Genomic DNA, 21,225 nt, shown 5'->3' with positions numbered 1-21,225 from the left:
CAATGACGATTACTGCGGTGCCAGCATTCCAGCATCGTACGGTGCTGTTAGATGAAGCGGTCGACGCCCTCGAACTGGGCGGCGAGCGCGCCAACGGTATTTATATAGATGGTACGTTTGGCCGCGGCGGCCATACACGGCTGATCCTGTCGCGCCTGGGACCGCAGGCGCGGTTGATCGCGTTCGACAAGGATCCGCAGGCGATCGCCACCGCCGAACAAATCAATGACCCGCGCTTCACCATTGTCCACGACAGTTTTGCCACCATGGCCGCTGCGCTTGCCGAGCGCGGCATTGGCCAGGTCGATGGCATTTTGCTGGACCTCGGCATTTCCTCGCCGCAAGTGGATGATGCTGCCCGGGGCTTCAGCTTCCGCAATGACGGTCCGCTGGACATGCGCATGGATACCACGCGCGGCCAGTCGGCGGCCGAATGGCTGGCGGTGGAATCCGCCGAAAACTTGGAAAAGGTGATCAGGGATTATGGCGAAGAGCGGTTTGCTTTTCAGATTGCAAAGGCGATTGTTGCTCGCCGAGAAATCGAGCCGATTTCAACCACACGACAGCTTGCCGGTATCGTGGCAGGGGCGGTCAAGACCCGTGAAAAAGGCAAAGACCCGGCCACCCGGACTTTTCAGGCTATACGCATCCACGTCAACCAGGAACTCGAAGACCTGGAGGCCGGTTTAAGCCAGGCCTACGACTGCGTGGCGCCGGGCGGCATTTTGGCCATCATCAGCTTCCATTCGCTGGAAGACCGCATGGTCAAGCGCTTCTTTGCCAGCAAGGCCAACGTGCCGCAGCCGGACCGGCGCCTGCCGATCCGCGCAGTGGACTTGCCGCAGCCGGAAATGAAGTTGCTGGCGAAGATCAAGCCTTCGAATGAAGAGGTGGAAGCCAACCCGCGCGCCCGTTCCGCCGTCATGCGCGTCGCCCGCAAACTGGCTGGAGGCGCCGCATGAGTTTCAAGGTCAATGCCGTGCTGGCCGCCTTGCTGGTAGCGTGCGCGCTGTCGCTGGTCAATGCGCAATACCAGGCGCGCCACCTGTTCATCGACCTGGAGCGCGCGCAGCGCCAGGCGCGCCAGCTCGATGTCGACTGGGCGCAATTGCAGCTGGACCAGTCCACGCTGGGCAAGCACGCCCGTATCGAAGAAATCGCGCGCCGCGACCTGAACATGACGCAGTTGACGGCGAACCGTACGCAATACCTGACGGCAGGTGAGCAATGATGCGTTCCGGCGGAGCTAACAGCGCGCGCGTGGCCCGTTCCAAGGGCGTGCAGTTTTCCAAGAGCCCCATGCTGGCGGTCAGCCTGCCGCCATGGCGTTCGCGCGTCGTGCTGTTCGCACTGTTTGCCGCCTTTGCCGCGCTGGGCATCCGCGCCATCTGGCTGCAGGGCTTGTCGACCCAGTTCCTGCAAGACCAGGGCGAGTTGCGCTATGGCCGCACCCTGGAATTGCCGGCCACGCGCGGCAATATCCGCGACCGCGACAACCAGGTGCTGGCGTCCTCCGCCGAAGTGCGTGGCGTGTGGGGCGTGCCGAGCGAATTGCTGAAAGAACCGGCGGACAAGCTGCGCGCGCTGGCGACGTTGCTGGAAATGTCGGAAGCCGAACTGCGCGGCAAGCTGGAAACCAAGCAGGCGCAAGTCGACGCCAAGCGCAAGCCGGACGACAAGGACAAGGACAAGCAGGTGCTGATGTACCTGAAGCGCCAGGTCGAAATGGACGTGGCGCACCAGATCACGGCGCTGAAGCTGGACGGCATTGAAATGCGCAAGGAGTACAAGCGCTACTACCCGCAGGGTGGCGTGATGTCGCACGTGATCGGCTTCAACGACCTGGAAGACGTGGGCCAGGAAGGCATGGAAAAGGCGCAGGAGTCGTGGCTGAAGGGCAAGCCGGGCAGCCGCCGTGTGATCGTGGACCGCCTGGGTCACATCGTGGAAGATGCCGGCACCATCAATGAGCCGCACGAAGGCAAGGATTTGATCCTGTCGGTCGACAGCAAGATCCAGTATATCGCGTTCACGCAGCTGAAGAATGCTGTGGAAAAGTTCAAGGCCAAGGCCGGTGCCGCTGTGGTGCTGGATGTCCATACCGGTGAAGTGCTGGCACTGGCCAACTATCCGACGTTCGAACCGAAGGAAGCGCGCACCTTGCGTGGCAGCGAGCGTGAAGTGTTGCGTAACCACGTGATGACGGACACGTTCGAGCCTGGCTCGACTCTGAAACCGTTCACGGTGGCGCTGGCAATGGACACCGGCCGCATCAAGCCAAGCACGTATATCGATACGGGGCCTGGTAGGTTTGTCATCAATGGCGCGCCCGTCACGGACACCAAGCCCCATGGCGTCATCAATGTGCAGCAGATTATCGAAATGTCGTCGAACATCGGCACGTCAAAGATCGCACTGTCGATGCCAGCCCAGGAAATGTGGGAAATGTTCACCAAGGTGGGCTTTGGCCAGCAGCCGAAATGGGGCTTCCCGGGCGCAGTGGCGGGCCGCGTGCGCCCGTACAAGTCGTGGCGTCCGATCGAGCAGGCCACCATGAGCTACGGTAACGGTATTTCCGTGTCCGTGATCCAGCTGGCGCGCGCCTACCTGATCTTCGCGCGCGACGGCGACATCATTCCACTGTCGTTCCAGAAAGTCGCGGCGCCGCCGGTGGGCACGCAGGTGATCAAGCCGCAGACGGCGCGCCAGATGCGCGAAATGCTGGAAACCGTGGTGTCCGGCAAGGACGGCACCGCCAAGCAGGCGCAAATCGCCGGCTACCGTGCGGGCGGCAAGACCGGTACCGCTTATAAAGTGGTCAACGGCCGCTATGCGATGCCCCGTAAATACATTGGTTCGTTCGCCGGCATGGTGCCGATGTCGAATCCCCGTTTCGTCATCGCCGTCATGATCGATGAACCAACCCAGGGCGGCCACTATGGCGGCCAGGTTGCCGCGCCCACCTTCGCCGCCGTCGCCGCCAACGCGCTGCGCTCCAAGAATGTGCCGCCCGATTCGAACGTGACAGAAATCGTGGTGCCAGCCGACAGCGGACCGGAGGCCATGTAATGCAGAACATGAACCCGACAGACATCAGTAACTGGATCAAACAGCAAGCCGCGGTAGGCGACAAGGCGGGCAAGCTGACATCGGACTCGCGCCGCGTACAGGCGGGCGACGTCTTCTTCGCCTATCCGGGCGACGGCAAGGATGGCCGCGACTATATCGCCGCCGCGATTGCGCAGGGCGCGTGCGCCGTGGTGCTGGAAGCGGCGGGCGCGCAGTGGGATGGCGCGTGGAACGTGCCGCACCTGGAAGTGGCGGACCTGAAGCGCCAGTCCGGGCCGATCGCCCACGCGTATTACAACCAGCCCGACGCCGCCATGTATACGGTGGGCGTGACGGGCACCAACGGCAAGACATCGTGCGCCGTGTGGCTGGGCCAGGCCATGAGCCGCCTGGGCAGCCAGACTGCCGTGATCGGCACGCTGGGCGTGGGCATGTTCCGCGCGCGGGGCGAAGCGGACTTCGATCCGACCGGTTACACGACGCCGGACGCCGTGCTGCTGGCGCAAAAGCTGGCGGAAAGCCGCGATGCGGGTGCGCAGGCGCTGGCCATCGAAGTCACGTCGATCGCGCTGGACCTGGGCCGCACGGACGGCATGCACTTCGATACGGCGCTGTTCACCAACCTGACGCGCGACCACCTGGACCATCACGGCAGCATGGCGGCCTATGAAGCGGCCAAGATGAAGCTGTTCGACTGGCCCGGTTTGAAAACTGCCGTGGTCAACCTCGACGATCCGGCGGGACTGCGCATTGCCCTTCGCCTGGCGGCCCGCGCCGCCGCCGGCGAGATTGCCGTCATGGGTTACACCTTGCAGGAAGCCGCCGCGCAGCCGGATATCGCCAATGTCGCCATGCTGCGCGCCACGCAGGTGCGCACGCGCAGCGCCGGCACGGAATTCCACCTGGATTGCCCGCAAGGTTCGGCGCACGTGCGCACGCAGCTGGTGGGCCAGTTCAATATCAGCAATGCGCTGGCGGTGCTGGGCGCGCTGCTGGCGAAAGGCACTGCCTTGCGCGCGGCGGTGGACGCCATCGAAGCCATCGTGCCCGCGCCGGGCCGCATGCAGCAGGTCGGCGGCGCCGATGCGCCGCTGGTGGTCATCGATTACGCCCACACGCCGGACGCGCTGGAAAAGACCCTGTCCACGTTGCGCCTGGTGGCGCAGGAGCGGGGCGGCCAGCTATGGTGCGTGTTCGGCTGCGGCGGTGACCGCGATCCGGGCAAGCGTCCGCAAATGGGCAAGATTTCGCAGGCGGCCGACCACGTGCTGGTCACCAGCGACAATCCCCGCAGCGAAGATCCGCACGCGATCATCGCGCAAATCGTGGCCGGCATGGATGCGAACCACCCTTCGTCCGTGTTCCAGGCGGTGGAAGACCGCGCCGCCGCGATCCTGTCCGCCGTCAAGCACGCGGGCAAGCAGGACGTGATCCTGCTGGCCGGTAAAGGCCACGAACCGTACCAGGAAATCAAGGGCCGCAAGATGCCGTTTTCCGATGCTGACCACGCGCAACTGGCATTGAGCGCGCGACTGACGATGATGAGGCCGAATTGATGCGCGCGACACTGAGCCAGCTTTTGCCAGCCCTGACGTCAGCCAGTGGATCGGGCGCCGTCTTGCACGGCGCCGATGTGCATTTTGAAGGCGTCTCGACCGACACCCGCACCGTGGCGGCCGGTTCGCTGTTCGTCGCCTTGCGCGGCGAGACCTTCGACGCCCATGATTTCCTCGCGCAGTGCGCGGGGAAAGGCGTGGCGGCGGTTGTCGCGGAACAGGTGCCGGACGGCTTCCCGCTGCCGGCGCTGATCGTGCCGGACACGCTGCAGGCGCTGGGCCGCATTGCGAACTGGTGGCGCGGGCATTTCAGCATTCCCGTGATCGGCGTCACGGGCAGCAATGGCAAGACCACCGTCAAGGAAATGATTTCAGCCATCCTGGCGGCAAGCCATGGCGACGAAGGCCGCCTGGCCACGCGCGGCAATTTGAATAATGAAATCGGCGTGCCGCTGACCTTGTTCCGGCTGAACGAACAGCACCAGTCGGCGGTGATCGAGATGGGCATGAACCATCCGGGCGAAATCGGCCGCCTGGCCGCCATTGCGCAGCCGACCATCGCCATGGTCAACAATGCGCAGCGCGAACACCAGGAATTCATGCATACCGTGGAAGCCGTGGCCCGAGAAAACGGCGCCGTGCTGGCAGCGTTGCCGGCCGATGGCGTGGCCGTGTTCCCCCGCCACGATGAATACACGTATGTGTGGCAGGAACTGAGCGCGGGCCGCCGCACCTTGACCTTCGGCCTGAACAAGGAGGCGGACGTCTCGTGCTCGCACCGCGCCGGCGATTTCGGCAGCCAGATGTTCATCTCCATCCGTAAAGCCGACGGCGACCTGGAGCAGTTCTATGTCGGCTTGCAAGCCGCCGGCGAACACAATGTATTGAATGCGCTGGCCGCTGTCGCCTGCACCTATGCGGCGGGTGTTCCAGTGGAACAGATCAAGCAGGGCCTCGACCATTTCGCACCGGTCGCGGGCCGCCTGCAAAAGAAGACTGCCGCCAATGGCGCGGTGGTGATTGACGACACGTACAACGCCAACCCGGATTCGGTCCGGGCCGCAATCGATGTGCTGGCCAAAGCGCCGGCGCCTCGCGTGCTGGCGTTGGGCGACATGGGTGAAGTGGGCGAGCAGGGCCGCGAATTCCACGAAGAGATTGCCGCCTATGCCGCCGCCAAGGGTATCGAGCATGTGCTCGTCACTGGAGAGCTGGCACGCCATATGGGCACGGTAAGTGGCGTGCAGCACTTTGAAACATTCGACTCGCTGCTGTCCGCACTGACAGCAAAGGTAACGCCGGATGCAACTGTATTGATCAAGGGCTCCCGCTTCATGAAAATGGAACGGGCCGTGCAGCATTTGATTGGGCAACAACAAGCTACAAAGGAAACACACTAATCATGCTGCTCTGGCTCGCACAAACGTACCAGGACGTATTCAGTCCCCTGCGCGTGTTCAATTTCATCACTGCGCGCGCAGTGTTCGCGACCATCACCTCGCTGGTGATCGGCCTGTGGGCAGGTCCGGCTGTGATCCGCAAATTGACCGCGATGAAATATGGCCAGGCCGTGCGTACCGATGGTCCGCAAACCCACCTGAAAAAACACGGCACGCCGACCATGGGCGGCGTGCTGGTGCTGATCGCGATCGGCACGTCGACCCTGCTGTGGTGCGACTGGTCCAATCGCCTGATCTGGCCCGTGATGGTGGTGACCCTGGGCTTTGGCGCCGTCGGCTGGGTCGACGATTACCGCAAGGTGGTGCGCCAGGACCCGGAAGGCATGCGCTCCGCTGAAAAGTATTTCTGGCAATCGCTGGTGGGCATCGGCGCCGCGCTGTACCTGGCGTTTTCCGTGTCCGCGCCGACGCCGGCCAAAGTGTTCGAACTGTTCTTCCAGTGGGTGCAGTCGGGCTTCTCGATGGATTTGCCGCCCAAGGCCGACCTGATCGTCCCGTTCTTCAAGACCATCAGCTATCCGCTGGGCGTTTGGGGCTTCATCGCGCTGACGTATTGCGTCATTGTCGGTTCGTCGAATGCCGTGAACTTCACCGATGGCCTGGACGGGCTGGCGATCATGCCCACCGTGATGGTGGGTTCCGCGCTGGGCTTGTTCGCCTACCTGACCGGCAGTTCCGTGTATTCGAAATACCTGTTCATCCCGTACATCCCGGGCGCCGGCGAATTGATCATCTTTTGCGGCGCGCTGGCCGGCGCGGGGCTGGCCTTCCTCTGGTACAACACGCACCCCGCGCAAGTGTTCATGGGCGACGTCGGCGCACTGGCGCTGGGCGGCGCGCTGGGCACCATCGCCGTCATCGTGCGCCAGGAAATCGTGCTGTTCATCATGGGCGGCGTATTCGTCGCGGAAACCGTGTCCGTCATCATCCAGGTGGGCTGGTTCAAGTACACGAAAAAACGCTATGGCACGGGACGCCGCGTGTTCCTGATGGCGCCGCTGCACCACCACTTTGAGCAAAAAGGCTGGAAAGAGACCCAGGTCGTCGTGCGGTTCTGGATCGTCACGATGATGCTGGTGCTGTTCGGGTTGTCGACGTTGAAGTTACGCTGATGCGCTGCGCTGATATGGAAAAGCTCTACGACGGAAAAAAAGCACTGGTGCTGGGCCTAGGGGAATCGGGCCTGGCAATTGCGCTTTGGCTGGCGCGCCAGGGTGCGCACGTGCGCGTGGCCGACACCCGTTCCGCCGACGCGGTCGGCGCACGCCTGTCCGCATTGAAGGACAGCGTGCCCGGCGCGGAATTCGTTTCCGGCCCGCTGAACATGGAACTGTTGTTCGGCATGGACTTCGCCGTCACCAGTCCCGGCCTTGCTCCCGGCCGCGAATTGATTGATATTGTCTCGGCCACCACGGCGGCAAAAATCCCGCTGTGGGGCGAGATCGAACTGTTTGCGCAGGCGCTGGCCGCGCTGAAAGCCTCCACTGGCTACGACCCGAAGGTCGTGGCGATTACCGGCACGAATGGCAAGACCACGGTGACCAGCCTGACGGGCCAGTTGATCCAGCGCGCCGGGCTGACGGCGCGCGTGGCCGGCAACATCTCGCCGGCGGCGCTGGACGTGCTGCGCGAAGTCATCGACGCCAATGAACTGCCGCAGGCCTGGGTGCTGGAACTGTCCAGTTTCCAGCTGCATACGACGTACAGCCTGAACGCGCATGCGGCCACGGTATTGAACGTGACGCAGGACCACCTCGACTGGCACGGCTCGATGGATGCGTACGCGATGGACAAGGCGCGCATCTTCGGCGCGGACACGGTGCGCGTCCTGAACCGCGACGACGCCGTCGTCATGGCGATGGCCGACCCGGTCGGCAGGAATGTCACGTTCGGCCTGAACGAGCCGGTGGCGGCGGACAGCTTTGGCTTGCACAACGAGCGCAATGTGACGTGGCTGGCCACGGCGGTGCCGGACGAGGATGCGGAACCGAAGAAGCGCCGCAAGAATGAACCGGCTCCTGAAGTACCGACCACGATCAAGAACCTGATGCCGTCCGACGCGCTGCAAATCCGTGGTTTGCATAACGCGTCGAATGCGCTGGCGTCGCTGGCCCTGTGCCGCGCCATCGGCTTGCCGTTCGCGCCGCTGCTGCATGGCTTGCGTGAATACAAGGGCGAGCCGCACCGCGTGGAATTGATCGGGTCGATCAACCAGGTCGAGTATTACGACGATTCCAAGGGTACCAATGTGGGCGCCACGGTGGCCGCGCTGAATGGCCTGGGCAAGAGCTTCGGCGGCGCGCACCAGCGCCTGGTGCTGATTGCCGGCGGCGATGGCAAGGGCCAGCAATTCGATCCGCTGGCCGAGCCGGTGTCGCGCTACGTGCGCGCCGTGCTGCTGATCGGACGTGACGGCCCGGCGATCCGCGCCACGCTGGAAGCGAACGGCGCGCTGGCGGCCGACGCGATGGTCGATTGCGGCACGGATTTACCGGCAGCCGTGAAGCTGGCCGCCAAACTCGCGCAGCCGGGCGACGCTGTCCTGCTGTCGCCCGCGTGCGCCAGCCTGGACATGTTTAAAAACTATGCGCATCGCGCCCAGGTGTTTATCGACACCGTGCGCGACGTGGCGCTGGACGCCGGACAGGAGCTGTAATCCATGGCCTTCCAGCTGCCATTCCGCTTCGGTTCATCTTCCGGTTCGACGGCGATCGACAGCCGCGCGCGCCCGTCGAAGATGATGGAGTACGACCAGTTGCTGGTATGGGTCGTGTTGATCCTGTTGCTGCTGGGGATGGTGATGGTGTATTCGGCATCGATCGCGCTGCCGGATTCGCCCAAGTATGCGGCGTACAAGAATAATTACTTCCTGGTGCGCCAGGGGATCTTCATCGCGATCGCCATCATGGCCGCGCTGTTCACGTTCCGCATACCCATCGCCACGTGGCAGCGGACCGCGCCGTACCTGTTCATCGCCACCCTGGGCTTGCTGATGCTGGTGTTCATCCCGGGCCTCGGCGTGTCGGTCAACGGCGGCAAGCGCTGGATCACGCTGAAAGTGTTCAACTTCCAGCCGTCCGAACTGATGAAAGTCGTGATCGTGCTGTACGCGGCCGACTACACGGTGCGCAAGCAGGAATACATGCACAAGCTGACCAAGGGATTCATGCCGATGGCGCTGGCCGTCAGCTTTGTCGGCATGCTGCTGTTGCTGGAGCCGGACCTGGGCGCGTTCGGCGTGATCGTCTGCATCGCCATGGGCATCCTGTTCCTGGGCGGGATCAATGCGATCTGGTTCGGTGGCATCGGCGCCATGCTGGTGACGATCTTCGTGACGATCATTGCGCTGTCGCCGTTCCGGCGCGCCCGTTTCTTTGCGTACCTCAATCCGTGGGAAGAGGGCAATGCGCAAGACAAGGCGTACCAGTTGACGCACTCGCTGATCGCCTTTGGCCGTGGCGAATTCGCTGGTGTGGGCCTGGGCGGCAGCCTCGAAAAGCTGCACTACCTGCCGGAAGCGCACACGGACTTCCTGATGGCCGTGATCGGCGAAGAACTGGGGCTGGCCGGCGTGCTGGTGGTGGTGGCCATGTTCTACTGGCTGATCAAGCGCGCCTTCGATATCGGCCGCCAGGCCATCGCCATCGACCAGACCTTTGCCGGGCTGGTGGCAAAAGGCATCGGCATCTGGATCGGCGTGCAAACGTTCATCAACATGGGTGTGAACCTGGGACTGCTGCCCACCAAGGGCCTGACGTTGCCGCTGATGAGTTATGGCGGCACCGGCATCGTGATCAACTGCGTCGGCCTGGCGATCCTGCTGCGGATCGACTACGAGAACCGCGTGCTGATGCGGGGTGGCCGAGTATGACGCAGCGTAAATTGATGATCATGGCGGCGGGTACCGGTGGGCATATTTTCCCGGGGCTGGCGATTGCGCAGACCATGCGCGCGCGCGGCTGGGACGTCAGCTGGCTGGGCACGTCGCACGGCATGGAACAGGACCTGGTGCCGAAACACGGCATCGCGATGGATGCGATCCATTTTTCCGGCCTGCGCGGCAAAGGCTTGAAGCACACGGTGACCGGCGTATTCCGCATGGTCAAGGCGTTTGCCGACTGTTTCGCGTATCTCGGCGCTCGTCGTCCGGACGTGGTGCTGGGCATGGGCGGCTACGTGACGGTGCCGGGCGGTTTGATGTCGCGCCTGCGCGGCGTGCCGCTGGTGCTGGTCAATGCGGATGCGGCGCTGCTGTTGTCGAACAAGACGCTGGCGCCGATGGCGCAGCAGGTGTGTTTCGGCTTCCCTGCCGATTTCGGCAGCGCGGCCGGCAAGGCTGCCGTGACGGGCAATCCCGTGCGCAAGGAGATCATCGATACGCCGGCGCCGGCATTGCGCTACGCGGACCGCAGCGGTCCGCTGCGGGTGCTGGTGGTCGGCGGCAGCCTCGGGGCACGGGCGCTGAATGAAGCGTTGCCGGCGGCGCTGGCGCTGCTCCCGCCTGATCGCCGCCCGGTGGTGACGCACCAGTCGGGCAAGGCCAATATCGATGCGCTGCAAGCCGGCTACGCCAAGGCGGGTGTCGCGGCGACCGTGGTGCCGTTCATCGACGACATGGCGCGCGCCTATGCGGACGCCGACGTGGTGATTTGCCGCGCGGGCGCCATCACGGTGTCGGAATTGACTGCGGCCGGCGTGGCCAGCGTGCTGGTGCCGCTGGTGGCGTCGACCACCAGCCACCAGCGCGACAACGCACGCTGGATGGCAAAGCAAAATGCGGCGATCCACATGCCGCAAACGGAATTGAATGCGCAAAGCATGGCGGCCTTGCTGGAAACGCTGACCCGCAGCGCGTGCCTGGCCATGGCCAATGCCGCGCGCGCCGTGGGCAAGCGCGATGCGAACGACGCCATCGCGGATATTTTGGAACACGCGTCCTTGAAAAGTTTGGAACGAATTCGGGTAAATAAGTGAAGCACAAAGTCAAAAACATACACTTCGTCGGGATCGGCGGCAGCGGCATGAGCGGCATCGCGGAAGTGCTGCTGACGCTGGGTTACAACGTGTCGGGCTCGGACCTGGGCGCGAACGCGGTGACGCAGCGCCTGTCCGACATGGGCGCCACCGTGCACCAGGGCCACGCGGCCGATTACATCGGCAACGCCGATGCCGTGGTGACGTCGACCGCCGTCAAGGAAGACAATCCGGAAGTGATCGCGGCGCGCGCGCGCAAGATTCCCGTCGTGCCGCGCGCGGTCATGCTGGGCGAGTTGATGCGCCTGAAGCGCGGCATCGCGATTGCCGGCACCCATGGCAAGACCACCACCACCAGCCTGGTGGCGTCCGTGCTGGCGCAGGGTGGCCTGGACCCGACGTTCGTCATCGGCGGCCGCCTGACGGCAGCCGGCGCCAACGCGAAACTGGGCACGGGCGACTACCTGGTGGCGGAAGCCGACGAATCGGATGCGTCGTTCCTGAACCTGGCGCCGATGATCGAAGTCATCACGAACATCGACGCGGACCACATGGAAACCTATGGCCACGATTTCGAAAAACTGAAGCAAGCGTTCGTGCAATTCACCAATTGCCTGCCGTTCTATGGCCGCGCCATGCTGTGCATCGACGATCCGCACGTGCGCTCCATCATCCCGCACATCAGCAAGCCGATCACGACGTACGGTTTCCATGAAGACGCGGAAGTGCGCGCCGTCAATGCGCGCGCCGATGGCGTGACGATGCGCTTTACCGTGCTGCAGGAAGGCTATCCCGACCTGGATGTGGTGCTGAACCAGCCCGGCATGCACAACGTGCAAAACGCGTGCTCGGCAATCGCGATTGCCCGTGAAATCGGAATCGATGATGCCGCCACGCAGGCGGGGCTGGCCGGCTTTGCCGGCGTGGGCCGCCGCTTCACCCGTTATGGCGACGTCGCCATTCCCGGTGGCGGCAGCTTCGCGCTGGTCGACGATTTCGGCCACCACCCGGTGGAAACGGAAGTCACGCTGGCCGCCGCGCGCGCCGCCTATCCGGGCCGCCGCCTGGTGCTGGCGTTCCAGCCGCACCGTTATTCGCGCACGCGCGACCTGTTTGAAGATTTCGCCCGCGTGCTCAGTTCGGTCGACGTGCTGGTGCTGGCCGACGTGTATGCGGCCGGCGAAGCGCCGATCGTGGCGGCCGATGGCCGCGCGCTGGCGCACGCGATCCGCGCCCGCGGCAAGGCGGAGCCGGTGTTCGTTGAAAACATTGCCGACATGCCGGAAACCATCATGAACGTGGTGCGCGATGGCGACGTGGTGCTGACGATGGGCGCGGGTTCCATCAGCGGCGTACCGAATAAATTGACGACTTATCAGAAGGCTGCATAACGTGAGCGCTCCACAACAACCTGTTATCCCATTGCCTGCTGACGAGGCGAAGGCGTTCGGCAAGGTCGGCGTGCTGTTCGGCGGCCGCTCGGCCGAGAGCGAAGTGTCGAACATGTCCGGCAGCGGCGTGCTGGCCGCACTGAAAGCCAAGGGCATCGATGCGCACGCATTCGACCCGGGCCAGCGTTCGCTGGCGGAACTGGCCGGCGAAAAATTCGACCGCGTGTTCATCGCGCTGCACGGCCGCTATGGCGAAGATGGCAGCATCCAGGGCGCGCTGGAATTGCTGGGCATTCCGTACACGGGCAGCGGCGTGATGGCCAGCTCGGTCGGCATGGACAAGATCACCACCAAGATCCTGTGGCTGGCGCAAGGCTTGCCGACGCCGAAGTACGCGGTATTGAACGCCCAGTCGGATCTGGGCAAGGTTGTGGCGGACCTGGGCTTGCCGCTGATCGTCAAGCCGCCGCATGAGGGTTCCACCATCGGCATCACCAAGGTCACGGAAACGGCCGGCCTGCAGGCGGCGTATGACGCGGCCGCCGCGCTGGACGACGCCGTGCTGGCGGAAGAATTCGTCACTGGCCGCGAATTCACGGTGGCCGTGCTGGGCGCCGGTAACGGCGCCCGCGCGCTGCCGATCGTGGAAATCGTCGCGCCGGATGGCAATTACGATTACCAGAACAAGTACTTCACCGACGATACCAGGTATTTCTGCCCGGCTCCGCTGGACGGCGCCATCGCTGCTGAAATGCAGCGCATTGCCGTGGAAGCGTACCGCGCGGTCGGTTGCGAAGGATGGGGCAGGGTCGACGTGCTGTTGCGCGCGTCGGATAACCGCCCGTTCCTGCTGGAAGTCAATACGTCGCCCGGCATGACGGGGCATTCGCTGGTGCCGATGGCCGCGCGTGCCGATGGCGTCAGCTATGAAGACTTGTGCGTGGAAATCCTGCGCACGGCGCGGCTGAAGATCGGTACGAAAGCAACTGAAGCAAGCAAGGGGTAATGAATAGTGTGGCATGACGTGAAAGCCCTGAACGCAACGGCATCCGGCCTGTACGCCGCGGTGGCGCTCGCGTGCGCGGCTTCCGGCGTGTGGTGGGTGTCGCAGCGTCCCATGTTCGACTTGCGCACGATCCGCATCGAGACGGTGGAAAAGGCGGAATTGCGCCACGTGAACCACCTGACCTTGCGCGCCGGGACCGAGGGCCGCATCCAGGGCAACTTCTTCACGGCCAACCTCGATACGGTGCGCCAGGCGTTCGAATCGGTGCCATGGGTGCGCCGCGCCAGCGTGCGGCGCGAGTGGCCGGATCAATTGATCGTGGCGCTGGAAGAACATGAAGCCATGGGAACCTGGGGCGAAGATGGACGCCTGCTGTCGGTCAAGGGCGATGTCTTCACGGCCAACCTGGCGGAAGCGGAAGAAGACCAGGAGCAGATGCCTGCGTTTTCCGGACCGGAAGGCAGCGAGCACGAAGTGCTGGAACGGTTTGCCGAATTGAAGGCGTGGTTTGCACCTGCCAAGCTGGTGCCGGAAGGGCTGGACCTGTCTGGACGCTATGCGTGGACCGTCAAGCTCGATAACGGCGTCAGCGTCGAACTGGGACGCGAACAGTCGAAGACCATGCTGAAAGAGCGGGTCGACCGGCTGGTGCGGATCTGGCCACAGCTGGAAGCGCGGGTGCCGAATATCGAAGCGATCGACATGCGTTACCAGAATGGCCTGGCGTTGAGTGCACAGGGACTGAAGATACCGCCGGAAGGCAAAGCAAAGCGTTAAAGCTGGGCGTTAAGCAAAAGAATTCAAGCATACAGGCAAACACAGATGACAAAAGACGCGAAAAACCTGATCGTCGGTCTCGACATCGGCACCTCCAAGGTGGTGGCGGTCGTGGCCGAGGTGATGGGCGATGGACGCCACGAAGTGATCGGGCTGGGCCAGCACGAATCGAAAGGCCTGAAAAAAGGCGTGGTGGTGAACATCGAAGCCACGGTGGAATCGATCCAGCGCGCGCTGGAGGAAGCCGAGCTGATGGCCGACTGCAAGATCCGCAACGTCTATGCGGGCATTGCGGGCAGTCATATCCGCAGCTTCAATTCCAGCGGCATGGTCGCCATCAAGGACAAGGAAGTCACGGCGACCGACGTGGCGCGCGTCATTGAAACCGCCAAGGCGGTTAATATCCCGACCGACCAGCAATTGCTGCATACGGTGCCGCAGGAATTCATCGTCGACAGCCAGGAAGATGTGCGCGAGCCGATCGGCATGAGCGGCATCCGCCTGGAAGTCAAAGTGCACATCGTCACGGGTGCGGTGAGCGCCGTGCAGAACATCGTCAAGTGCGTGCGCCGCTGCGGCCTGGAAGTGTCCGACCTGATCCTGCAGCCGATGGCGTCGGCGGACGCCGTGCTGACCCCGGACGAAAAGGAACTGGGCGTGGTGCTGATCGATATCGGTGGCGGCACCACCGACGTGGCCGTGTTCTCGGATGGCGCGATCCGCCATACCGCGGTCATTCCCATCGCAGGCGACCAGATCACCAACGACATCGCCATGGCGCTGCGCACGCCGACGTCGGAAGCGGAAGAAATCAAGATCCGCTATGGCGTGGCCAAGCAAGTGCTGGCCGACCCGGGCGAACACCTGGAAGTGCCGGGCCTGGGCGACCGCGGTCCCCGCAACCTGTCGCGCCAGGCACTGGCCGCCGTGATCGAACCGCGCGTGGAAGAACTGTTCGCGATGGTGCACCAGGTGGTGCGCGAATCCGGTTACGAAGGCGTGCTGTCGTCGGGCATTGTGCTGACGGGCGGCACCTCCATCATGCCGGGCATGGTGGAAATGGCGGAAGACATATTCCTGAAGCCGGCGCGCCTGGGCACGCCGGACTACCGTGGCCAGCTGGCCGACGTGGTGCGCAGCCCGCGCTACGCGACCGTGCTGGGCCTGCTGTTGGAAGCGAAAAAGCAGTACCTGCGCGGCCACATCGTGACGCGCCAGGATGGGTCGGTGAAAGCGGTGTGGCAGCGGATGAAAGAATGGTTCCTCGGGAACTTCTGAGACGCCGTGTGGCGGTCAGCAGTAAAGGTTTGTGGTAAGCGCGTAACAAAGCATTGGGCAGCAATTTAAAAAAAGCAGCACCAAAAAAGATTTTTTCAAAAACGGACAGATTTTTTATATAACATCGCAGTTTGCCCGCGCGGGCTGTAGAGACTGGCAGCGCGGCAAGCAGCATCAATCAGGAGCACATCATGGAGTTCGATATGGTCGATAACGCATCACTGGGTACTGTCATCAAGGTCGTCGGCGTCGGCGGCGCTGGTGGCAACGCGGTCCAGCACATGATCAACAAGGGCATGAGCGGCGTCGAATTTATCGCCGCCAACACGGACGCGCAAGCGCTGTCGACGTCGAAAGCCGACAACGTCATCCAGATCGGCGAGACCGGCCTGGGCGCGGGCATGAAGCCGGACGTGGGCCGCCAGCTGGCGGAAGAATCGCGCAAGCGCATCGAAGACGCGCTGCGCGGCGCGCACATGGTGTTCATTGCTGCCGGCATGGGCGGCGGCACCGGCACCGGCGCGGCGCCGATCGTGGCGGAAGTGGCGAAAGCCCAGGGCGCACTGACGGTGGCCGTGGTGTCGAAGCCGTTCTCGCACGAAGGCCAGAAGTGCATGGATATCGCGGAAGAGGGCCTGGAGCAGTTGGCCGCCAACGTCGACTCGCTGATCGTGATCCTGAACGAAAAGCTGGAAGAGATTTACGAAGATGAATCGCTGATCGAGTGGTTCCAGCACGCCGACGACGTGCTGAACAACGCGGTGGCCGGTATTGCCGAGATCATCAACGTGCCTGGCCACATCAACGTCGACTTCAACGACGTCAAGACCATCATGGGCGAGCAGGGCAAAGCCATGATGGGCACGGCAACGGCGTCCGGCGTGGACCGCGCCCGTATCGCAGCCGAGCAGGCAGTGGCATCGCCGCTGCTGGACGGCGTCGACCTGTCCGGCGCGCGCGGCGTGCTGGTCAACGTGACGGCGTCGCGTGGCCTGAAGGGTAAGGAAATCAAGGAAGTCATGGCCGCCGTGCGCGCCTTCGCGGCGCCGGACGCGTCGATCGCACAGGGTATCGCTTACGACGAGTCCATGGGCGACACCATCCGCGTGACCGTGGTGGCGACCGGCCTGGGCAAAGCCAAGAAACACGTGCAACTGGTACAGCAGCCTGTGCTGCGCACCGGCACCGGCCCGCTGATGCCATCGGCATCGCTGGGCGGCGCGGCAGCCACCGGTACCGTCACCATGGGTGGCGGCATCAGCGGCGGCGGTTCCGCACTGGACGGCATGAAAGCGCCGGCCGTGTGGCGCCGTGAATCGGCTTCCGAGCAAGTGCGCGCCATGGAAAAAAATGGCATGGAAACGTACGACATTCCAGCGTTCCTGCGCAAACAGGCTGACTGATCAGGCTGATGTAAAAAGTCTGGCGGACGGGTGCGGTAACTCCATGCCGCAACCCGCCGCACGTTTTTGACTGCTCCAAACGTTTTTGTTGAACCTCTGGCATACTTGCGGGTCTGTGCCAGGGCATGCCGCGCGCTTGCGCGGCTTTTTTTTTGAAAACTAAAGAGGAGTCACTGAAATGACCATCAAGATTGGCGACAAACTGCCGGAAGGCACCCTGTCCGAATTCATCGAAACCGAAACCGAAGGCTGCTCCCTCGGCCCGAACACCTTCAAGGTGGAAGACTTGGTCAAAGGCAAGAAGATCGCGATCTTCGCGCTGCCTGGCGCCTACACCCCAACCTGCTCGGCACAGCACGTGCCTGGCTACGTGAAAAACGCCGAAGCGCTGAAAGCCAAGGGCGTGGATGAAATCTGGTGCATCTCCGTGAACGATGCGTTCGTCATGGGCGCCTGGGGCCGCGACCAGAAAGCCACCGGCATCGTCCGCATGATGGCTGACGGCAATGCAACCTACTCGAAAGCACTGGGCCTGGACGCGGACTTTTCCAAGTTCGGCATGGGCACCCGCTCGCAGCGCTACTCCATGCTGGTGGAAGACGGCGTGGTCAAGCAACTGAACATCGAAGAAGGCGGCAAGTTCGAAAAGTCGAACGCTGAAACCCTGCTGGGCCAGCTGTAATTCCAGACTGATCCAATGACAAACGGCGCCCGTGTGGCGCCGTTGTTCATTATCCCGCGGCTTTTTTCCGGCTGCGTTTTTTTGGCGCCAGCATCACACCCGTGCAATTGGCCGCGCCGCAATAACAGGCAAACGCTTTCTTGATGGCCGGCGTATGCCGCGCTTCATAGATCAGCGCGTAGTTGTAGTTGAGTTCTTCATCCTGTTCGATGTCGCGCAACGCGTGGATGAACACGCGGCCATCTTCTTCATACGCTTCGCAATTCGGATCGCACGAGTGGTTGATGAAGCGCGCATCGTTGCCGTTGCTGCCGCCATCGATCAGGTTGCCGTCGGCCAGGCTGAAAAAGAAGGTGTGATTGACGGGGCCGCCGGACGCTTCCGCGCGGCGCGCGGATTCGTCGCTGCTGATGATTTCGCCCGTGTATTCAATGATGCGTTCGCCCGCTGCAATGGGCTGGCGCGCAAACACGCCGCGGCCGTGGACGGGGGATTCTTTGACGATATAGAGTGGGGTGCGCATGGCCCCATCTTACCAAGTTCGGGCAAGGACTGTCAGCCGCTGCACTGTCAGTCGTTACACCCAGCCATCGTCATGCAGCACGACCCGCGTAAAGTAATCGATGTTGGCGCGCGTGGCGTACAGCAGCGGCGGGATCAGGAAGGCCATGGCGGCCAGTCCGCCGTGCGCCAGGCCCAGTGCGTCCAGCAGCAGGCGCGCCAGCAAGACCAGCACCCACGACAGCAGCGCCAGCGTTACGCCTTTTTTCCACATGCCCATGGCGATGTAATAAACCGGACCCAGCACGAATGCCGGCAAGTTGAAGCGCACCACGGCGCGCTCCGACAGTGTGAGTGCGATCGATTGCGGCATCGCGGCGCCGCCCGCCTTGTGCAGCAAGGCAAAGCGCGTGCGCCACGCATCGGAAATGGCGGGCAGGGCAAGCGTGGCGGCCGTGACATCGGCGCCGCAGTTGTAGCAGAAATCTGTCGTGTCGGACGCCTGCGAGCCGCAATGCTGGCAAAACGGCATAACGATCCTCGAAAAATGTATTTACATAATGATAGCGGGCCGACATGGCGTAAAAATCCGCGCTTTGTCACAGTTGGCGATTTTTCAGGCACCGGCAGTAATCAAGTTGCGTTGTTATAATCAAGTGCTCTGTATCAGCAAGGAGCCATCCTGACTTCCCCAAATGAAAACCTGCGCAGCATCTACGCGATGCTGACCGCGGTGGCCATGTTCTCGCTGATGGACACGGCCATGAAAGTGCTGTCTGCAACCTACCCGGCCATGCAAGTCACAGCGCTGCGTTCCCTGTCTTCCCTGCCGCTGGTGTGCGCCTACATTGCGTACCGTGGCAAATTCGGCGGCATCTTCAAGATCCGCTGGTCGCTGCAATTGCTGCGTGGCGTGCTGGGCATCGGCATGCTGACGTCGTTTGCCTATGCGCTGAAATTCCTGCCGCTGGCCGATACCTATGCGATCTTCTTCATTGCACCGGCGCTGATCACGGCGTTATCCGTGTTCATCCTCAAGGAAAAAGTCGATGGCCGGCAGTGGGGCGCCATCGTCGTGGGCCTGATCGGCGTGCTGGTGGTGCTGCGCCCGGAAGGGGCGAGCTTTATTTCCGTGGCGGGCCTGGCCGTGCTGGGCTCGGCCGCCTGCTATGCCGTGTCGGCCATTGCCAGCCGCATCCTCAGCCGCACGGACGCCAACGAGCACATCATGTTCTGGCTGCTGGTGATGATGGCGATCGGTTCGCTGGCGATGATCGGGGACCAATGGGTGGCGATCCGGCCGCAGGACTGGATCGTGATCGTGGCGCTGGCCATCACGGGCTTCCTCGGGCAACTGGCGATCACGGTGGCGTTCAGCCGCGGCAAGGCGTCCACCGTCGCGCCGTTCGAATACTCGGCGCTGGCGTGGGGCGTGGCGATCGACTGGCTGCTGTGGCAAACCCTGCCGGATGCCTACACGTTGATCGGCGCCGCCATCATCATTGCCAGCGGCATTTACCTGGTGCGGCGCGAAGCCGTGCATGCGGAGTCCGAACATCCATAAAAATGGCTGGCGGAACGCTCACCCGCCAACTTCGCTATAATTTTGGGATGTTAAAACAACGCACTATCAAAGAAAAAGTCACGACCACGGGTGTCGGCCTGCATTCCGGCACCAAAGTCGTGCTGACCCTGCATCCTGCCGCCGCCGGCACCGGGATCGTGTTCCGCCGCGTGGATTTGAACCCGGTCGTGGAATTCCCCGCCAGCGCGATGGCCGTGGGCGATACCCGCATGGCGTCCGTGCTGATCCAGGATGGCGCCCGCGTGTCCACCGTCGAACACTTGATGTCGGCCTGTGCCGGCCTCGGTATTGACAATCTGTACATCGACGTCAGCGCGGAAGAAATCCCCATCATGGACGGTTCCGCGTCGTCGTTCGTCTACCTGCTGCAGCAGGCGGGTGTGCAGGAACAGGACGCCGCCAAGAAATTCATCCGCGTCATCAAGCCGGTCGAAGTGCGCGACGGCAAGGGCGCCAGTGAAAAATGGGCGAGACTGTCGCCACACAACGGTTTCAAGCTGGACTTCTTCATTGAATTCAACCACCCGGCGGTGGATGGCACGGCGCAATACGCGTCGGTCGACTTTGGCGACGTCACCTATGTGCAAGCGATTGCCCGCGCCCGCACGTTCGGCTTCATGCAAGACGTGGAAATGTTGCGGGGCATCGGCCTGGCGCGCGGCGGTTCGCTGGAAAACGCCATCGTCATGGATGAATACCGCATCCTCAACGCGGATGGCCTGCGCTACGACGATGAATTCGTGCGCCACAAGATCCTCGACGCAATTGGCGACCTGTACCTGGTGGGTCACCCGCTGGTGGCCAGCTATGAAGCGCACAAGTCCGGCCACGCGATGAACAACCTGCTGCTGCGCGAATTGCTGAAGCACCCGGATGCGTATGAAATCGTCACCTATGACAGCCTGGCCAGCGCGCCGGAATCGTACGTGCGGCAAATGACGCACGAGTGGGAACCGAATTAACCCCGGAAATCAGTAATCCGGCCGCTCGCGCCGTTTTTGCACCATTCTCTGCAGCGCCGCGATCAGCGGCGCGTTTTGTTTGCTCTGCTCCAAAGTCTGGCTCAGCGAATCAAACGCATCGACGGCCGCTGTCGACAGCGACAGCGGGCGCGTTTCCGGCTTGATTTCCACCGCCTTCATCATTTGCACGCGCAGGCGAACGTTGTTAATTTGCCACCCCCGCTTCAGCAGCGCATCCTGCAATTTCGGCACTTGCTGCTTCAGTTTGGCCGCCAGCGCCGTGTTCGGTGCGGACAGCAGCAGCACGCCCTGCTCGAACGCCAGCACGTCGCACTGGCTGAACATGGCGGGCAGGGTGGCGGCGCAATCCTGTTGTAAAGATGCCATGCGCTCGACGGCCGGCAGCAGGGCGGCCAGCTTGTTGTCCCGCTTGAGAAAATTGGTGGCTTCCTGCGGGGCACGCGACTTGATGTAGGAATTCGTAAAACGCATGGGCGCCACCTTACCACACGACGCGGGGCTTTTTAACGGCCTGTCCGCTCACTGCACTATTGTTAAAATGCCTTCCGTCCCAATGTGGC

At 62.9% G+C, this 21,225-nt stretch carries 20 protein-coding genes; 17 read left to right on the top strand and 3 right to left on the bottom strand.

What is annotated here, in order from left to right; genetic code table 11:
* The first annotated feature begins 2 nt into the window (after nt 1–2).
* The 15 genes from rsmH (at nt 3) to GJ700_RS15150 (ending at nt 17,596) form a co-directional block, all read left to right on the top strand.
* The gene (gene rsmH, locus GJ700_RS15220; protein WP_154375277.1) at nt 3–962 is read left to right on the top strand and encodes a 16S rRNA (cytosine(1402)-N(4))-methyltransferase RsmH; all 960 of its coding nucleotides are present in this window, start codon (nt 3–5) and stop codon (nt 960–962) included.
* Nucleotides 959–1,231, top strand: coding sequence for a cell division protein FtsL (gene ftsL, locus GJ700_RS15215; RefSeq protein ID WP_154375275.1), 273 nt, complete (start codon nt 959–961; stop codon nt 1,229–1,231). Before rsmH ends, ftsL begins: the two co-directional genes overlap by 4 nt.
* Entirely contained in the window at nt 1,228–3,069 is a 1,842-nt protein-coding gene (locus GJ700_RS15210; protein WP_371867970.1) for a peptidoglycan D,D-transpeptidase FtsI family protein, read from the top strand. The genes ftsL and GJ700_RS15210 overlap by 4 nt, the downstream gene beginning before the upstream one ends.
* 8 nt (nt 3,070–3,077) lie before the next feature.
* On the top strand, nt 3,078–4,625 hold the full coding sequence (locus tag GJ700_RS15205; RefSeq protein WP_154375751.1) for a UDP-N-acetylmuramoyl-L-alanyl-D-glutamate--2,6-diaminopimelate ligase: 1,548 nt from the start codon (nt 3,078–3,080) through the stop codon (nt 4,623–4,625).
* Complete coding sequence (locus tag GJ700_RS15200) at nt 4,625–6,025, top strand: UDP-N-acetylmuramoyl-tripeptide--D-alanyl-D-alanine ligase (RefSeq protein WP_154375273.1); 1,401 nt, start codon at nt 4,625–4,627, stop codon at nt 6,023–6,025. The genes GJ700_RS15205 and GJ700_RS15200 overlap by 1 nt, the downstream gene beginning before the upstream one ends.
* Before the next feature lie 2 nt (nt 6,026–6,027).
* Complete coding sequence (gene mraY / locus GJ700_RS15195; RefSeq protein WP_154375271.1) at nt 6,028–7,197, top strand: phospho-N-acetylmuramoyl-pentapeptide-transferase; 1,170 nt, start codon at nt 6,028–6,030, stop codon at nt 7,195–7,197.
* Nucleotides 7,198–7,211: 14 nt separating this feature from the next.
* On the top strand, nt 7,212–8,741 hold the full coding sequence (murD, locus tag GJ700_RS15190) for a UDP-N-acetylmuramoyl-L-alanine--D-glutamate ligase (RefSeq protein WP_154375269.1): 1,530 nt from the start codon (nt 7,212–7,214) through the stop codon (nt 8,739–8,741).
* A 3-nt stretch (nt 8,742–8,744) separates the two neighbouring features.
* Nucleotides 8,745–9,956 (top strand): putative lipid II flippase FtsW, encoded by a 1,212-nt coding sequence (gene ftsW, locus GJ700_RS15185; RefSeq protein ID WP_154375267.1) that lies wholly within the window; start codon nt 8,745–8,747, stop codon nt 9,954–9,956.
* Nucleotides 9,953–11,059, top strand: coding sequence for an undecaprenyldiphospho-muramoylpentapeptide beta-N-acetylglucosaminyltransferase (gene murG / locus GJ700_RS15180; protein WP_229507024.1), 1,107 nt, complete (start codon nt 9,953–9,955; stop codon nt 11,057–11,059). Before ftsW ends, murG begins: the two co-directional genes overlap by 4 nt.
* A complete protein-coding gene (gene murC / locus GJ700_RS15175) occupies nt 11,056–12,450 on the top strand; it encodes a UDP-N-acetylmuramate--L-alanine ligase (protein ID WP_371867969.1) in 1,395 nt (464 codons plus the stop codon). Before murG ends, murC begins: the two co-directional genes overlap by 4 nt.
* Before the next feature lies 1 nt (nt 12,451).
* On the top strand, nt 12,452–13,456 hold the full coding sequence (locus GJ700_RS15170) for a D-alanine--D-alanine ligase (RefSeq protein ID WP_371867968.1): 1,005 nt from the start codon (nt 12,452–12,454) through the stop codon (nt 13,454–13,456).
* Between the two features lie 6 nt (nt 13,457–13,462).
* Nucleotides 13,463–14,233, top strand: a complete 771-nt coding sequence (locus GJ700_RS15165) for a cell division protein FtsQ/DivIB (RefSeq protein ID WP_371867967.1) — start codon at nt 13,463–13,465, stop codon at nt 14,231–14,233.
* A 45-nt stretch (nt 14,234–14,278) separates the two neighbouring features.
* Nucleotides 14,279–15,511, top strand: a complete 1,233-nt coding sequence (gene ftsA, locus GJ700_RS15160) for a cell division protein FtsA (protein ID WP_154375265.1) — start codon at nt 14,279–14,281, stop codon at nt 15,509–15,511.
* A gap of 191 nt (nt 15,512–15,702) precedes the next feature.
* Nucleotides 15,703–16,914, top strand: a complete 1,212-nt coding sequence (ftsZ, locus tag GJ700_RS15155) for a cell division protein FtsZ (RefSeq protein ID WP_154375263.1) — start codon at nt 15,703–15,705, stop codon at nt 16,912–16,914.
* Nucleotides 16,915–17,092: 178 nt separating this feature from the next.
* A complete protein-coding gene (locus tag GJ700_RS15150) occupies nt 17,093–17,596 on the top strand; it encodes a peroxiredoxin (RefSeq protein WP_154375261.1) in 504 nt (167 codons plus the stop codon).
* Between the two features lie 49 nt (nt 17,597–17,645).
* On the opposite strand, the gene GJ700_RS15145 is transcribed toward GJ700_RS15150, so the two are convergent.
* A complete protein-coding gene (locus GJ700_RS15145; RefSeq protein ID WP_154375259.1) occupies nt 17,646–18,119 on the bottom strand; it encodes an SET domain-containing protein in 474 nt (157 codons plus the stop codon).
* A gap of 54 nt (nt 18,120–18,173) precedes the next feature.
* On the bottom strand, nt 18,174–18,629 hold the full coding sequence (locus GJ700_RS15140; RefSeq protein ID WP_154375257.1) for a zinc-ribbon domain-containing protein: 456 nt from the start codon (nt 18,627–18,629) through the stop codon (nt 18,174–18,176).
* 189 nt (nt 18,630–18,818) lie between these two features.
* On the opposite strand from GJ700_RS15140, the gene GJ700_RS15135 reads away from it, so the two are divergent.
* Together GJ700_RS15135 and lpxC are read left to right on the top strand one after the other, a co-directional pair.
* Nucleotides 18,819–19,661, top strand: coding sequence for a DMT family transporter (locus GJ700_RS15135; RefSeq protein WP_154375255.1), 843 nt, complete (start codon nt 18,819–18,821; stop codon nt 19,659–19,661).
* 47 nt (nt 19,662–19,708) lie between these two features.
* Entirely contained in the window at nt 19,709–20,644 is a 936-nt protein-coding gene (gene lpxC, locus GJ700_RS15130; RefSeq protein WP_154375253.1) for a UDP-3-O-acyl-N-acetylglucosamine deacetylase, read from the top strand.
* 9 nt (nt 20,645–20,653) lie between these two features.
* Here the strand turns inward: lpxC and GJ700_RS15125 are convergent, their stop codons facing one another.
* A complete protein-coding gene (locus tag GJ700_RS15125; RefSeq protein WP_154375251.1) occupies nt 20,654–21,136 on the bottom strand; it encodes a DciA family protein in 483 nt (160 codons plus the stop codon).
* Between the last annotated feature and the right edge of the window lie 89 nt (nt 21,137–21,225).

It is taken from the genome of Pseudoduganella rivuli (assembly GCF_009674485.1).
Lineage (GTDB): Bacteria > Pseudomonadota > Gammaproteobacteria > Burkholderiales > Burkholderiaceae_D > Rugamonas > Rugamonas rivuli_B.
Note: the sequence above shows the minus strand (reverse complement) of the source record. Positions and strands in the feature narration are given on the sequence as shown.